Source organism: Brevundimonas diminuta (assembly GCF_022654015.1).
Taxonomy (GTDB): domain Bacteria; phylum Pseudomonadota; class Alphaproteobacteria; order Caulobacterales; family Caulobacteraceae; genus Brevundimonas; species Brevundimonas diminuta_C.
The window spans coordinates 629,207-643,002 of the sequence record NZ_CP073063.1; the positions used below are offsets into that span (position 1 = coordinate 629,207).

Sequence of the window (13,796 nt, forward strand, 5' to 3'; positions counted from 1 at the left end):
AAAGCGCCGTCAGCCGCCTTTTGAAATCGGCACCCGCCGGCCATAGGTCAGACAGCGCCAAACCCACTCCAGCGGCCCCATGCTGAACCGCGACAACCACAGCGGCGACCAGATCAGTTGTAGCGCCCAGACCGCTAGAACCAGGCCCCACATCTGGACGTAGTCGGCCCGCCCGAACAGGCGCGGCCCCCACGGCATGTAGAAGATCGAGGTCATGATCAGGGTCTGGGTCAGATAGTTGGTGAAGGCCATCTGCCCCACCGGCCTCAGCGCCGCCGTGATCCAGGCCACCCCTCGCGTCGTCGCCAGTACGATCAGGCTGACATAGGCCAGGGTGACGAAGACGGGGAAGGAGGCGACCACTTCCGCCAGGCCGCGCGTCGGGTGGGTTCCGGCCGGCGCCATCGCCTCAGTCCATTCCAGCAAGCCCAGCAGGGCCAGCACAGCACCGCCGACACCGATCAAGGCGACATAGACCCCGTTGGGCGCCCGGCCGCTGAACACGCCGGCCTTGAACAGGCCCAGACCCAGCATCATCAGGGCCACGGTCGAGAACACGAACATGGTCAGACTGGCGCCCTGCAGCAGAACCCAGTTCTGAAGGTTCTGGCCCATCGCGCCGGCCCAGCCGCTGCGATAGGCGGCGATCGACTCCGTCACCATGGCGGCGGTGTAATGGGGCCCGCCCTGGTTCATTGCCTCGGTGATCGCCGGCGGCCCGGCGACCATAAGCCAGGTCGCGCCCGCCTGCATCGCGCCAAGCAACAGGGTCACGCCCAGGCCGATTCCGATCAACGTCCCGGCCCGCATCGACCGCATCAGCATCACGAACAGGCCCGACCAAGCGTAGAGCAGCAGGACGTCGCCATACCAGAAGGCCAGGCCGTGGATCAGGGCGATGACGGCCAGCCAGAACAGGCGGCGTCGCAGCAGTCTGCCACGCGCCGCATCACCCCGCTCGCCCCCGACCAGATAGATCGAGGCCCCGAACAGCATCGAAAACAGGGTGATGAACTTCTGATGGAAGAAGACGTCCATCGTCCAGCGCGCCACGGCGTTGGCGCCGGTGACCGGAAACGGGCTCAGGCTGGCGTCTTGGTAGACCATGACCGGCAGGCCGAACGAGACGACATTGACGGCCAGAATGCCCAGCACCGCCAGCCCCCGCATGACGTCAAGGCTGGCGATGCGCGAGGTCGCCGCAACGGGCGACAAGATCTCCGCCGCATCCTTGTCCGTGTCGTCCATGGTCATTCTCGGATCCCCCAATCCTCGAACTCAGGCGTCGTGTGCGCCTGTCAGCCCTTGGGCATCAGGCCCAGTCTGTCCTTGACCGCCGGCCGCGCCTCAAAGGCGATGAAGGCGGCGCAGAGCCCGGCCCATAAGGCGTAGCTGACGCCCACGATCATGGCGATGGGCAGGCCGCCGACGCCGAAGATCAGCAGGGTGGTCTCGGTCGCGCCCAGGGCCTGCATCACATCGCCGGCCTCGAACCAGCCCATGACGCTCATGCCCAGGGCGACGACGATCTGAACCAGGGCCGCCGCCAGGCCGCCGTACATCATGAAGCGCCAGACGACGCCCAGTCGCGTGCCGGGCCGGCCGTCACGCTTGCGCTCGTTCAGCACGCGATACAGCGCCAGCGGCACGGTGATCAGGCCGATCAGCATCACCACCAGCCGCCAATCCATGTCGCGACCCGGCAGATAGGCGTGCGGCCGCCAGAAGGGCAGGGTCAACCACAGGGGCGGCCAGGCCGCGCCGGCCAAACAAGCCAGAATCCGAGGCGTCCGCCCAGGCCGCGCGGCGATGGTCGCCTGACCCGGCAGGTCGGAATAGCTCTCGAACCGGCTCATCGCGTCGGCGCCGGCGCAGCGCCGGAATAGTCATAGAAGCCGCGGCCGCTCTTCCTGCCCAGCCAGCCGGCCTCGACATATTTCACCAGCAGGGGGCAGGGGCGGTATTTGCTGTCGGCCAGGCCGTCGTACAGCACGTTCATGATGGCCAGGACGACGTCCAGCCCCATGAAGTCCGCCAGTTCCAGCGGACCCATCGGATGATTGGCGCCCAAGCGCAGCGCCTTGTCGATCGAGGCGACGTTGCCGACCCCTTCGTACAGGGCGAAGATCGCCTCGTTCATCATCGGCACCAGGATGCGGTTGACGATGAAGGCGGGAAAATCCTCGGCGTCCGTGGTCGTCTTGCCCAGGCTCTCGGCGAAGGCGACGGCGGCGGAATGCGTCTCGGCCGAGGTGGCGATGCCGCGAATAATCTCCACCAGCTTCATCACCGGCGCCGGCTTCATGAAGTGCAGGCCGACGAAGCGGTCCGGTCGGTCCGTCGAGGACGCCAGGCGGGTGATCGAGATCGAAGAGGTGTTGGACGCCAACAGGGTTTGCGGCCCCAGGTGCGGCACGACCTGCGCATAGATGGCCTTCTTGACGGCCTCGTCTTCCAGCGCCGCCTCGATGACCAGATCGGCGCCGGCGACGGCCTCGGCCATTCCGTGACTGGTCGTGATGCGGGTCAGGGCCGCATCGGCGGCGGCCTGATCGACCAGGCCGCGTCCGACGTGACGCGCCAGGCTGGCCGCGATCTCGCCCTGCGCCAGCGGCAGCCGGTCGGCGACGACGTCATAAAGGCGAACCGAATAGCCCCCGAGCGCGACCGCCTGCGCGATGCCTGCGCCCATCTGTCCGGCGCCCAGAATGGCGACTGTGGTGATCGAGGTCATGAACCGTGGTCGAAAGTGGTCGGGCGGGCACCTTTAGAAAGGAAGGCGCGCGGCGCAAGAGCGGATCAACCCTCTCGCATCAGATTTCCGCCCGCCGTGTCGCCTCAGCCCAGCAACTGGATCAGGGCCGGCGCCGCCGTGCGGTTGAACAGCACGCTGATGAACTGCAGCAGCAGGATCACCACGATGGGCGAGATGTCGATGCCGCCCAGATTCGGAATGATGCGGCGGAACGGCTCCAGCAGGGGCGCGGTGACGCGGTCCAGGAAGGTCCCGACCGAATAGACGAAGCGGTTGCGATAGTTGACGACGTCGAACGCCACCAACCAGCTCAGAATGGCCTGGGCGATGATGAACCAGATCATCAGACTGATGATGGTGTTGATCAACCAGACGAGCGCATAGCCCATGAACGGTAACTCCTGCTTGGATCGGCGCTTCTAGCCTGTTCGCCCCTGCTCCGACAACGGCCGTATCCGACCTGCGCGCTTCGCGCGCACAAGCCCGTTGACACCACGCCCGCCCGCCTTCTATGTCCGCCACGCCTGTGAAACCCGATCCCACGCTGGAAACGGGGCCGTAGCTCAGTTGGTAGAGCGCGTCGTTCGCAATGACGAGGTCAGGGGTTCGACTCCCCTCGGCTCCACCAGGCGCTCCTTTTAGACATCCAAGTACAGGTCGCCCGTCCGGCCCCCGGCTCAGTTGCCGCGGTAGGTGCTGTAGCCGTAGGGGCTGACGACGACGGGGACGTGGTAGTGGATGCTGGGGTCGCGGACCTGGAACACCACGTCGATCTCGGGGAAGAAGGGCTGGGCGTCTTTGTCGCCGTATTGCGACATGTCAAACGTGAGCTTGTACGTGGCGACTTGGGTCGTGACCTGATCGCCGAACGAGCGGACGCGGCCGTTCTCGTCGGTGCGCGCGGTCGCCAGTTGTCGCCAGCCGCCGTCGCCGCCCTTGATCGCCAGGGTCACCGGCACGTCGCGGCCGCCGACGCCGCGCGCCAAATCCAGGACGTGGGTCGAAATGGTCTCGGCCGAAGCCGATCCTGCGGACACCAGAAAGGCCGACAGGGCGGCAAGCGCTGCAATACGCATGGATGATCCTTGAAGGTGGCGACGGGGCGGCGTGAGGCGGGCGATCAGTGTTGGGTCGGCCGGACCAGGGTCAGGTCATAGCCCAGGGCGCGGGTGCGGTTCTGGATGGTTTCGCGGGTCTGGGCCGAGGGTTGCGCGGTGCGGCTGAGCAGCCAGAGATAACGACCCGACGGCTCGCCGACGATGGACCAGGAATAGTCGTCGGCGTGGTCCAGCACCCAATAGTCGCCGACGTAGAAGGGGCCGAAGAAGGACACCTTCAGCTTGGCGTTTTCGCTGCCCTCGACGATCTTCGCCTTGCCCTCGGAGGTCTTTTCCGGACCGTCGACCGCACCCTGTCGGCAGGTGTTCAGCACCCCGACCAGGCCGTCGTCGCGCACCGTATATTGAGCGGTCACCCCTTCGCAGCCGCGCTCGAAGCCGTTTTCGTAGCGCCCGATCTCATACCACAGGCCGGCGTAGCGGTTCAGGTCAACCGGCTTTGCGGGTTGAGGCACGGCGGCGTTGCCGACGGGGCCGCGTTGCAGGGTGGCGCAGGCGCCCAGCGTCAGGGCTGCGCCGGCGATCAGGGCGATGGAAGCGATGCGAGCGATTTTCATGGCCGCAGAACGATGACGAGGGCGCCCGGTTCCGGACATGCCCGGCGATGCGGTCACCTCAGGGCGACGTAGCCCCGTTCGATGATGCGGCGCAGCGCCTCATAGGCTTCGGCCAGTTCGTCGAAGGCGGTGCGGGCGGCGGTCAGGCGGGCGACCTGGTCGGGCGTGACGGCCGAGCCGGAGTGGGCCAGACGCAGGGATTCCGCCACCCATTTGGCGCGCACCGTGGCGGTCATCACCGCCAGCTTTTGCAGCGATGCGGCGTCCACGCCGGTCAGGGCGTGACCGATCACCTCCTTATTGGCGATGTAGGCGGCGTAGTCGATCTGCTCCAGCTGGCCGCGCAGGCGACGCTGCTCGTGCGGATCGGTGTCCTGGGGTTCGAAATGATCGCTATGGCGGCGGATGCTGGAGGTCATCTTGGTCGGCATGGGCGGGCCCTTCCCGGCCTGTCCAAACGGGTGCTGGCGGCCGCTCGGACACGAAGGTGCGCCGCGTCGGTTAACGCCGCGTTGCGTCGAGCGGGGCGGCGTCCGATATGCGGAGCTGGAAACCGGAGCCGGAGATCGACCATGGACCTGAAACTGAACGGCAAGCGCGCCCTGATCTGCGGCGGCTCATCCGGCCTGGGTCGCGCCGTGGCGACGGCCCTGATCGCCGAGGGGGCGCATGTGGCCCTGCTGTCGCGCGATGCTGACAAGCTTCAGGCCGTGGCGGATGCGTTGAATGCGACGGGACCGGGCAAGGCGGTCGTGGCGGCGGCGGACTTGGCGGATCATGAGGCGTTGCTGAAGGCGGTGGATCGGGCCGAGGATCTGTTAGGCGGGCCGATCGAAATCCTGCTGAACAACACCGGGGGGCCGCCGCCGTCGGGCGTGTCGGGACTGGAGCCTGCGGTGTGGCGCGATCATTTCGAGTCCATGGTGCTGTCGATCTTCCGCCTGACCGATCGGGTGCTGCCGGCCATGCGGGCGGCCGGCTGGGGGCGGATCCTGAACGTCGCCTCGATCACAGTGGTCGAGCCGTCGGCGGCGCTTGGCGTGTCCAACACCCTGCGGGCCTCGGTCGCGGCCTGGGCCAAGACGCTCGCCAACGAGGTCGGACCGGACGGTGTCACGGTCAACACCCTGCTGCCGGGGCGGATCGATACGCCGCGCATCGAACGGCTGGACCAGGCGACCGCCGAGCGCACCGGCACGACGCCGCAAGAGGCACGGGCGGAATCGGTGAAATCGATCCCCGTCGGCCGCATCGGCACGACCGAGGAGTTCGGCGCGACCGCCGCCTTCCTGGCCAGTCCCCTGGCGGCCTATGTCACCGGCTCTCTGATCCGGCTGGACGGCGGGGCGATCAAGGCGATCTGATCAGCCGGGCGTCCGACGGCGCAGCACGCCGCCGAAGGCCACGCGGCTGCGGCCGTAATCCAGGGTGATGCGGCTGAACCGGCTCAGGATATCGGCGCCCAGCAGCAGGGCAGGGTTGTCGATCAGGTCCATGACCTGAAACACATGCAGGTCCGCAAACAGCAGCGGGGTCGGTCCCAGCGATCGTCCCGCGATGTGCAGGGCGGGCGTCGTGCCGGTGCGGGCCGTCACCGCGCCGCCGACGATGCCGACCATGCGCACAGGCTCGGACGGGGCGGCGGTCTGGCCGATGTCGATCGCCTGCATCAGGGCCAGATTGCCGATCGAATATTGCGCGCCGCTGTCGATGAAGGCGGCGACCTCTACGCCGGCGACCTCGATCCGGGTCAGGATCAGCTGACCGAAGCGACCGCGACGACCGGCGACCAGCACGTCCTGCTGCTGGGGCCGGGTTGAGTCGGAACTGGTCGTCAGCGCGATGCTGGTCGAGCCTGACTGAGACAGGGCGACCTGGCGGGCGTTGACGTCCAGCGTCAGGCGAAAGCGGGACAGCAGGTCCAGACCGAGCAGGCCGTCGGCGCCCAGGGCGTCGCGCGGAAAGACCGGCAGGGTCAGGTCGGTGAAGCGTCGGCGACCGATCTCGATCTGCGCCAGTTCGACGGTCGGCGTGACCTCGGCCGCCGTGATCCCGTGCACCACGACGGGGCGGCCGGGCGGCAGGGCCAAGGCCTGGGCCAGCTCGGTCGAGACCGCGCTTCGCTCGGCGCCGGTGTCGATGACGAAGACCTGCTGGAGGCTTCCGTTCAGACGCACGCCGACGCCCATCCGCGTGAACAGATTTTGCAACAACCGAACCTGATCGTGCGGGTTTGCCGGGACGCCGGTCTGGGCGGACAGCAACGGCGCAGCCGCCAGCAGGCCCAGCGTCTTGCGCCGCGACGTTTTCAAGTTGGATTTTTCGCCAATCCCTGGCCGCACTTGCCTGTCCTCCTCGGGCCTTCGCCAGGGCAGGGCAGGCTACGCGCTTTTGGCGAAGAGCCTGAGACATATTCTTGTCCGTCGTGTCTCAGCGCGGCTGCCTCTTCCCGCCCGGCGCTCGGCGCTGTCTGGCCAATCGGGGGTTGTCGGCGTATCGTACCAGCTGAAACAGGAGGATGCGATGCTGACCTTGCTTATGCTGGCCCTGTCCGACCCCGCGGCGGCGGCGTCCAGCGCGATCACCGGCCGTGATCTTGTCGTTGTTTCCGCACCAAGGGCGGACACGCATCGCTGCGGCGATCCGCTGATGCAGGCTCGCCAAGGCCACGTCGGCGCCATGACGCTGGATCGCTCGCTCGATGATGGGCAGGTCCGGCGCTATCTGCTGCTGGACCGGCGCGACCAGAAGAACTGTCCCCTGCCGATCAGCTACGCCGTGCCGGATCGACGGGCGCTGGGTCGAAACCTGATGCCGTCCGAGCCCGACGTCGGCGCGCCGCCGGCTCCGCCCGCGCCGCGTCGCTAGGCGCGGGGATGGGCGGCCGCATAGGCGTTCAAAAGGCGATCGGCGTCGACGCCGGTGTATTTCTGGGTCGTCGACAGGCTGGCGTGGCCCAGCAGTTCCTGAATGGAACGCAGGTCGGCTCCGGCGCCCAGCAGGTGGGTCGCGAAACTGTGGCGTAATGCGTGAGGCGTGGTGCGTTCGGGTAGGCCCAGCCGGCCGCGCAGCTTCTGGACCGAGGCTTGGACATGACGGGGGCTTAAGGGGCCGCCGCGTCGGGCGCGGAACAGGGCGTCGGCGGGTTGGAGCGGGAAGGGCAGCAGGGCCAGATAGGCGTCCACCGCCTCGCGCACGGCGGGCAGGATCGGCGCGATCCGCGTCTTGGATCCCTTGCCCACGATGCGCAGCGTCTCGCCCAGCGGCGCATCTGCGCGGGTCAGGGACATGGCTTCGGAAATGCGCAGGCCGCAGCCGTAGAGCAGGGTCAGCACCGCCCGGTCGCGCGCGGCCTCCCACGGTTCGGCGTCGGGATCGGCGTCCGGCTCGGCCAATAGCCCGCGCGCCTGATCCTCGGTCACCGGCCGGGGCAGGGACGGCTTGACCTTGGGGCCGCGCACCAGGGCCAGCTGTGGAGCGGGGGTGTCCAACCGCCGATCGAGGAAGGCATGAAATCCGCGAATGGCCGACAGGCTCTGGCTCAGCGACCGGGCCGCCAGGGCATGATCGCCTGAGCGGCGCTCGGCCATGTGGGCGCGGACCTCGGCGGCGGTGATCGTGCCCATGTCCTTGAGCGACAGCGCCTCGCCGCGATGGTGTTCGAGGAAGGCGACATAGAGCCGGCCGATGTGGCCATAGGCCTCCAGCGTGCGCGGCGACAGTCGACGCTCGTGCGCCAGATGGTCCAGCCAGGCGCGCAGGGCGTCGGAGGCTGTTAGTTCAGAACCGGCCATCGCTCGGCCATCCGCTCCGTCACCCGCGCCAGGAAGGCGGCCAGTTCGCAGCCCATGTTCGGAGTAAAGCCCTCGGGCTCGGGCGAGCCGAAGGCGCAGATGCAGGGGCGCGGCGGTCCGCCCGGCGTCAGGTGCGGGGCCATGCGGACCAGGGCGATGGATCGCACCTGATCCTCGGCCGCGCCGAAGAAATTCAGTCCCGAGATCATCGGGCCGAGCCAAGTCAGGCCGTGCTCGCCCAGCAGATTGTCGACGTCACCCTCTTCCAAGGCGCGCCAGCCGAAGGGCACGCCGCCGGGTTTTTCCAAGGCGATGGCGGCGCCGGCCAACCCAAACCGCCCCTGCGCCGCCGCATCCAGTCGCCGGGCCAGGTCGGAATGGTTCTTGGCCTCCATCAGATCCAGGGTCGCGACGTGCGTCTGGGTCTGGGCGGCGAAGTTGGCGCGGGCGACCAGTTCGATCTCGCGCCGGGCGCCGGTCTCGCGCTCGACCACGGCCTCCAGCCGCGTCAGGGCGGCGGCGCCGAACTCGACGACGTTGCGGCCGTGCGGACGCAGACCGATCTCTTCAAGTAGGGAGCGGTCGTCCAGCAGGGTCTGAGGATGGGTCTGCAGCCAGCCGCGCACGTCGGGCCAATGCAAGCCGTCGCCGATGTGGGGCGTTGCGTCCGATTCCGACGTTTCGAAAAGGTCCAATGAGCCGCTCAAACAGACCTCTCCGGGAACCGCGATGCTACAGAATAGACTGGCCCGTCTTGGCCCAGTCCGCCACGAAGGCATCAAGACCCTTGTCGGTTAACGGGTGGTTCACCAAGGCCTTGAATGTATCGGCGCCAAAGGTGGCGGCGTCCGATCCGGCGACGGCGGCGGCGGCCACATGGCCCACGTTGCGCAGGGACGCGGCCAGGATCTGGGTCTCGAAACCGTGCACGTCATACAGGACGCGGATTTCTTCCAGCAGGCCGATGCCGTCGGCGCCATTGTCTTCCAGACGCCCGACGAACGGCGAGACGAAGGTGGCGCCGGCCTTGGCGGCCAGCAGGGCCTGGGCGGCCGAGAAGCACAGGGTGACGTTGGTCTTGATCCCCTTGTCGGTGAAGACGCGGCAGGCGCGCAGGCCGTCCCAGGTCAGGGGCAGTTTCACCACCACGTTCGGGGCGATGGCGGCCAGCTTGTCGCCTTCCTTGACCATGGTCTCGAAATCGAGCGAGACGGCCTCGGCGGAAATCGGCCCCTCGACCAGGGCGCAGATTTCGGCGATGACCTCGGCGATGTTCCGACCCGACTTGGCGATCAGCGACGGATTGGTGGTGACGCCATCCACCATTCCGGTGGGGACCATGTCCTTGATGACGGCGACGTCGGCGGTATCGAGAAAGAGTTTCATGGGCGGCTTCATAGCCGAGGGCGCAGTTCGGTGAAAGTCGCCTCGGTCCTCATTCCCCTGCCGGTGCCGGAGGCCTTCGACTACGAGGTTCCCGAGACGCTGAGCCTGGCCCATGGAGATTTGGCGCGGGGAGATCAGGTCGCCGTGCCGCTGGGGCCGCGCCTGATCCGGGGCGTTGTGTCCGAGGTGTTCGAGACGACGGGATCGAACCGGCGGCTGAAGGCGATCGATAGCCGCCTGGACGATCCGACCCTGCCGGCGGGCGTGATGGACTTCGTGGAATGGGCCGGGCGCTGGACCTTGTCGGCGCCGGGCGAGATGGCGGCGACGGCGTTGAAGGGCTTGCGCGCGCCCCGGCCCCGGCCGGAGCGCCGGGTGCGTCGGGTGGGCGAGCGGTCGCCCTCGCGCGCCACCCCGGCGCGGACCGGCGTGCTGGAGGCCCTGGGCGATCGCGCCATGCCGCCGGCCGATCTGGCGCGGGCGGCGGGCGTGTCGTCGGGCGTGGTCAAGGGTCTGATCGACGAGGGCGTGCTGGAGATCATCGAGATCGCGGCCGAGGCGGCGTTCGACCGGCCCGATCCCGACCACGCGCCCGCCGCGCTGAACGGCGACCAGGCGGCGTCGGCGACGGCGATGGCGGACGGCGTGAGCGGCGGCGGCTTTCGCCCCTTCCTGCTGGACGGGGTGACGGGATCGGGCAAGACCGAGGCCTATCTGGAGGCCATCGCGCGGGTGCTGCGGGCCGATCCGGCCGCGCAAATCCTCATCCTGCTGCCCGAGATCGCCCTGACCCAGGCCCTGATCGAGCGGATCACGGCCCGGTTCGGCGCCGCTCCGGCCGAATGGCATTCCGGCGTCGCCCCGCCGCGCCGCCGCCAGGTGTGGGAGGCGGTCGTCGCCGGGCGCTGCAACATCGTGGTCGGAGCGCGCTCGGCCCTGTTCCTGCCCTTCGTCAACCTGCGCCTGATCGTGGTGGACGAAGAGCACGACGGCTCGTTCAAACAGGAGGAAGGCCTAGTCTATCACGGCCGCGACCTGGCCGTGGCGCGGGCGCGGATCGAGGGCGCGGCCGTCGTCCTGGCCTCGGCGACGCCGTCGCTGGAGACGCTGTGGAACGCGCAGAGCGGGCGCTACGACTGGCTGAAGCTGGGCGCGCGGCACGGGACGGCGGTCCTGCCGGACATCGCCCTGCTGGACCTGAGGCAGAACACGCCCGACCCGCAGACCTGGCTATCGCAGCCGCTGAGGCTGGCCATCGGCGAAACCCTGCTGCGGGGCGAGCAGACCCTGCTGTTCCTGAACCGGCGCGGCTATGCGCCCGTGGTCCTGTGCCGCGTCTGTGGTCATCGGCTGACGGCGCCGGACACCGACAGCTGGCTGGTCGAGCATCGCTACACCGGGCGACTGGTCTGTCACCTGACCGGCTTCTCCATGGCGCGTCCCAAACTGTGTCCCTCATGCGGGGCCGAGGACTCGCTGGTCTCGGTGGGGCCGGGGGTCGAGCGGGTCGAGGAAGAGGTGCGCCAGCTGTTCCCCGAGGCGCGCACGGCGGTCTTCAGCTCCGACACCGCGCCGGACGCACGGTCGGCCCGCGCCTTGATCCAGAAGATGACGGACGGGGAGATCGACATTCTGGTGGCGACGCAGGCCGCGGCCAAGGGCCACAACTTCCCTCGCCTGACGCTGGTGGGCGTGGTGGATGCGGATCTGGGCCTGCGCGGCGGCGACCTGCGCGCAGCCGAGCGGACCTATCAGCTGCTGGCCCAGGCGACGGGCCGGGCGGGCCGGGCGGATCGGCCGGGGCGGGCGCTGCTTCAGACCTGGACGCCCGAGCATCCGGTGCTGATGGCGCTGGCGGCCGGCGATCGCGACGCCTTCGTCGAGGCGGAAATGGCCGAGCGCGAGGCCGCGTCCCTGCCGCCCTATGGCCGTCTGGCGGCGATCATCCTGTCCAGCGAGAATGCGGCCGCCGTGGAGAAGACAGCGAACGACCTGGCCCAGGCCATTCCCAACGCCGAACGGCTGGAGGTCTATGGCCCGGCCGATGCGCCGCTGGCCCTGGTGCGGGGGAGGCGGCGCAAGCGGCTGCTGGTGCGGGCCGACCGGGACGTGAACCTCCAGGCCTTCCTGCGGGCCTGGCTGCAGCGGGTGAAGGTGCCGGGCTCCGTCCGCCTGACGGTGGACGTGGACCCCTATTCCTTCCTCTAGAGGCGGAAGTCAGACCGCCATGACGGTGCCGAGCAGCAGGCGGGCGCCGGCGCGGCCCAGGGTGGCGTTGGTCGCCGCCTGAAGCTGGGCCGACAGCTGGTCGATGTCGGGCACGACGCCGGGACGCAGACCATTGGCGAAGCGCTGGGCGGCGGTGTTGTAGGCGGCGCGCAGGCGCGGCGCAGACTGCTGGGCGCGGGTGCGCAGGGCCGCATCAGGCACATCGACGCCGGTTTCAATGGTCAGCACGCCCCGACGACCGTTCGCCTGAAGGATCGAGGCGGTGATGACCGGCAGGCGGATATAGGTGTCGGCCGACGGCGCTGCGCCGCCGCTCGAAGCGCCTGCGGAGGTCGAGGCGGCGGCCGTCGCGACGACGGCGAGACCGAGAAGAGCGCGGCGTTCCATGATGAGGTCTCTACCGGCCAGGATTTAAGAAACTGCTGAGCCGGGATCGCATAAGGATATCTTTATGTGTTTGTTGATACTCGGCGCGCGCCGGGCTATGAGGGCCCAAACTCATTGCGGCCAGGAGCCCAAGCCATGACCGACTACATCGTTCGCGACATCACCCTGGCCGATTGGGGCAACAAGGAAATCGAGATCGCCGAAACAGAAATGCCGGGCCTGATGTCCCTGCGTGACGAGTTCGGCGCCAGCCAGCCGCTGAAGGGCGCCCGCATCGCCGGCAGCCTGCACATGACGATCCAGACGGCGGTCCTGATCCAGACGCTGGAAGCCTTGGGCGCCGAAGTGCGCTGGGCGTCGTGCAACATCTTCTCGACCCAGGACCACGCCGCCGCCGCCATCGCCGCCAACGGCACGCCGGTCTTCGCCACCAAGGGCGAGACGCTGGAGGAATACTGGGACTACGCCCACAAGATCTTCGAATGGGCCGACGGCGGCTATCCGAACCTGATCCTGGACGACGGCGGCGACGCGACCCTGCTGTGCGTGCTGGGTCCGAAGGCCGAGAAGGACATCTCGGTTCTGGCGAACCCGCAGAACGAAGAGGAAGAGGCCCTCTTCAAGGTCATGAAGCGCTATCTGGCTGAGAAGCCCGGCTTCTATTCGGCCATCCGCGACGCCATCGGCGGCGTGTCGGAAGAGACGACCACGGGCGTGCACCGCCTGTATCAGATGGCCGAAAAGGGCGAGCTGCCCTTCCCCGCCATCAACGTCAACGACAGCGTCACCAAGTCCAAGTTCGACAACCTGTATGGCTGCCGGGAATCGCTGGTCGACGCGATCCGTCGCGGCACCGACGTCATGCTGTCGGGCAAGGTCGCCGTGGTCTGCGGCTACGGCGACGTGGGCAAGGGCTCGGCCGCTTCGCTGCGCCAGGGCGGCGCCCGCGTGATCGTGACCGAGATCGACCCGATCTGCGCCCTGCAGGCCGCGATGGAAGGCTATGAGGTCCAGACGCTGGACGACACCGCCGGCCGCGCCGACATCTATGTGACGACGACCGGCAACAAGGACGTCATCACCGTCGACCACATGCGGCAGATGAAGAACAACGCCATCGTCTGCAACATCGGCCACTTCGACTCCGAGATCCAGGTCGCCGGCCTGAAGAACTTCAAGTGGGACGAGATCAAGCCGCAGGTCCACCACGTCGAGTTCCCGGACGGCAAGAAGATCATCCTGCTGTCGGAAGGCCGCCTGGTGAACCTGGGCAACGCCACGGGCCACCCGTCCTTCGTGATGTCGGCTTCGTTCACCAACCAGACGCTGGCCCAGATCGAACTGTGGACCAACGCCGACAAGTACGAGAACAAGGTCTACACCCTGCCCAAGCACCTGGACGAGAAGGTCGCCATGCTGCACCTGGCCAAGCTGGGCGCCAAGCTGACCGTCCTGACCAAGGACCAGGCCGACTACATCAACGTGCCGGTCGAAGGCCCGTTCAAGGCGGATCACTACCGTTACTAAGCTCTCCCCGAGGCTGGAACCGCGAGGTTCCCAGTGACGAGGG

16 protein-coding genes and 1 tRNA gene are annotated in these 13,796 nt (G+C 68.1%); 5 read left to right on the plus strand and 12 right to left on the minus strand.

Annotated features, from left to right (window positions below; all coding sequences use genetic code 11):
* Positions 1 to 9 precede the first annotated feature (9 nt).
* The 4 genes from KAK88_RS03020 to KAK88_RS03035 form a co-directional block, all read right to left on the minus strand.
* Positions 10 to 1,254, minus strand: coding sequence for a DUF418 domain-containing protein (locus tag KAK88_RS03020; protein WP_242077824.1), 1,245 nt, complete (start codon positions 1,252 to 1,254; stop codon positions 10 to 12).
* Positions 1,255 to 1,298: 44 nt separating this feature from the next.
* The gene (locus tag KAK88_RS03025) at positions 1,299 to 1,856 is read right to left on the minus strand and encodes a phthalate transporter (RefSeq protein WP_137720670.1); all 558 of its coding nucleotides are present in this window, start codon (positions 1,854 to 1,856) and stop codon (positions 1,299 to 1,301) included.
* The gene (locus KAK88_RS03030; RefSeq protein ID WP_242077825.1) at positions 1,853 to 2,734 is read right to left on the minus strand and encodes a 3-hydroxybutyryl-CoA dehydrogenase; all 882 of its coding nucleotides are present in this window, start codon (positions 2,732 to 2,734) and stop codon (positions 1,853 to 1,855) included. Before KAK88_RS03030 ends, KAK88_RS03025 begins: the two co-directional genes overlap by 4 nt.
* A 104-nt stretch (positions 2,735 to 2,838) precedes the next feature.
* Complete coding sequence (locus tag KAK88_RS03035; RefSeq protein ID WP_017504977.1) at positions 2,839 to 3,144, minus strand: YggT family protein; 306 nt, start codon at positions 3,142 to 3,144, stop codon at positions 2,839 to 2,841.
* Between the two features lie 163 nt (positions 3,145 to 3,307).
* Between KAK88_RS03035 and KAK88_RS03040 the strand changes: the two genes are divergently transcribed.
* A tRNA-Ala gene (locus tag KAK88_RS03040) sits at positions 3,308 to 3,383 on the plus strand.
* Positions 3,384 to 3,432: 49 nt separating this feature from the next.
* Here KAK88_RS03040 and uraH read toward each other — a convergent pair.
* From uraH to KAK88_RS03055, 3 genes are read right to left on the minus strand one after another with little or no spacing between them, the layout of a single operon-like run.
* Positions 3,433 to 3,831, minus strand: a complete 399-nt coding sequence (uraH, locus tag KAK88_RS03045) for a hydroxyisourate hydrolase (protein WP_242077826.1) — start codon at positions 3,829 to 3,831, stop codon at positions 3,433 to 3,435.
* A gap of 44 nt (positions 3,832 to 3,875) precedes the next feature.
* Positions 3,876 to 4,430: a lipocalin family protein gene (locus tag KAK88_RS03050; protein ID WP_242077827.1), complete on the minus strand. Its 555-nt coding sequence runs from the start codon at positions 4,428 to 4,430 to the stop codon at positions 3,876 to 3,878.
* A 53-nt stretch (positions 4,431 to 4,483) separates the two neighbouring features.
* Positions 4,484 to 4,861, minus strand: coding sequence for a hypothetical protein (locus KAK88_RS03055; protein ID WP_242077828.1), 378 nt, complete (start codon positions 4,859 to 4,861; stop codon positions 4,484 to 4,486).
* 141 nt (positions 4,862 to 5,002) lie between these two features.
* On the opposite strand from KAK88_RS03055, the gene KAK88_RS03060 reads away from it, so the two are divergent.
* Complete coding sequence (locus KAK88_RS03060) at positions 5,003 to 5,794, plus strand: SDR family oxidoreductase (protein ID WP_242077829.1); 792 nt, start codon at positions 5,003 to 5,005, stop codon at positions 5,792 to 5,794.
* On the opposite strand, the gene KAK88_RS03065 is transcribed toward KAK88_RS03060, so the two are convergent.
* The gene (locus KAK88_RS03065) at positions 5,795 to 6,742 is read right to left on the minus strand and encodes an aspartyl protease family protein (RefSeq protein WP_242077830.1); all 948 of its coding nucleotides are present in this window, start codon (positions 6,740 to 6,742) and stop codon (positions 5,795 to 5,797) included. It abuts the gene before it with no gap.
* Positions 6,743 to 6,953: 211 nt separating this feature from the next.
* Between KAK88_RS03065 and KAK88_RS03070 the strand changes: the two genes are divergently transcribed.
* Positions 6,954 to 7,298, plus strand: coding sequence for a hypothetical protein (locus KAK88_RS03070; RefSeq protein WP_242077831.1), 345 nt, complete (start codon positions 6,954 to 6,956; stop codon positions 7,296 to 7,298).
* Here KAK88_RS03070 and KAK88_RS03075 read toward each other — a convergent pair.
* Genes KAK88_RS03075 through fsa form a run of 3 tightly spaced genes read right to left on the minus strand, consistent with a single transcriptional unit; the run spans position 7,295 to position 9,610 of the window.
* Positions 7,295 to 8,224 (minus strand): tyrosine recombinase XerC, encoded by a 930-nt coding sequence (locus KAK88_RS03075; protein ID WP_242077832.1) that lies wholly within the window; start codon positions 8,222 to 8,224, stop codon positions 7,295 to 7,297. The genes KAK88_RS03070 and KAK88_RS03075 overlap by 4 nt on opposite strands.
* On the minus strand, positions 8,206 to 8,919 hold the full coding sequence (locus KAK88_RS03080) for a DUF484 family protein (protein ID WP_039243945.1): 714 nt from the start codon (positions 8,917 to 8,919) through the stop codon (positions 8,206 to 8,208). Before KAK88_RS03080 ends, KAK88_RS03075 begins: the two co-directional genes overlap by 19 nt.
* Before the next feature lie 37 nt (positions 8,920 to 8,956).
* Entirely contained in the window at positions 8,957 to 9,610 is a 654-nt protein-coding gene (fsa, locus tag KAK88_RS03085) for a fructose-6-phosphate aldolase (protein ID WP_026108568.1), read from the minus strand.
* 30 nt (positions 9,611 to 9,640) lie between these two features.
* On the opposite strand from fsa, the gene KAK88_RS03090 reads away from it, so the two are divergent.
* On the plus strand, positions 9,641 to 11,818 hold the full coding sequence (locus KAK88_RS03090; protein WP_242077833.1) for a primosomal protein N': 2,178 nt from the start codon (positions 9,641 to 9,643) through the stop codon (positions 11,816 to 11,818).
* Between the two features lie 9 nt (positions 11,819 to 11,827).
* Here KAK88_RS03090 and KAK88_RS03095 read toward each other — a convergent pair whose 3' ends face one another.
* A complete protein-coding gene (locus KAK88_RS03095; protein ID WP_242077834.1) occupies positions 11,828 to 12,226 on the minus strand; it encodes a Tat pathway signal protein in 399 nt (132 codons plus the stop codon).
* Positions 12,227 to 12,361: 135 nt separating this feature from the next.
* On the opposite strand from KAK88_RS03095, the gene ahcY reads away from it, so the two are divergent.
* Positions 12,362 to 13,753 carry an adenosylhomocysteinase gene (ahcY, locus tag KAK88_RS03100; protein ID WP_017506126.1) on the plus strand — a complete coding sequence of 464 codons (1,392 nt, stop codon included), beginning with the start codon at positions 12,362 to 12,364 and terminating at the stop codon, positions 13,751 to 13,753.
* The last annotated feature ends 43 nt before the right edge of the window (positions 13,754 to 13,796 follow it).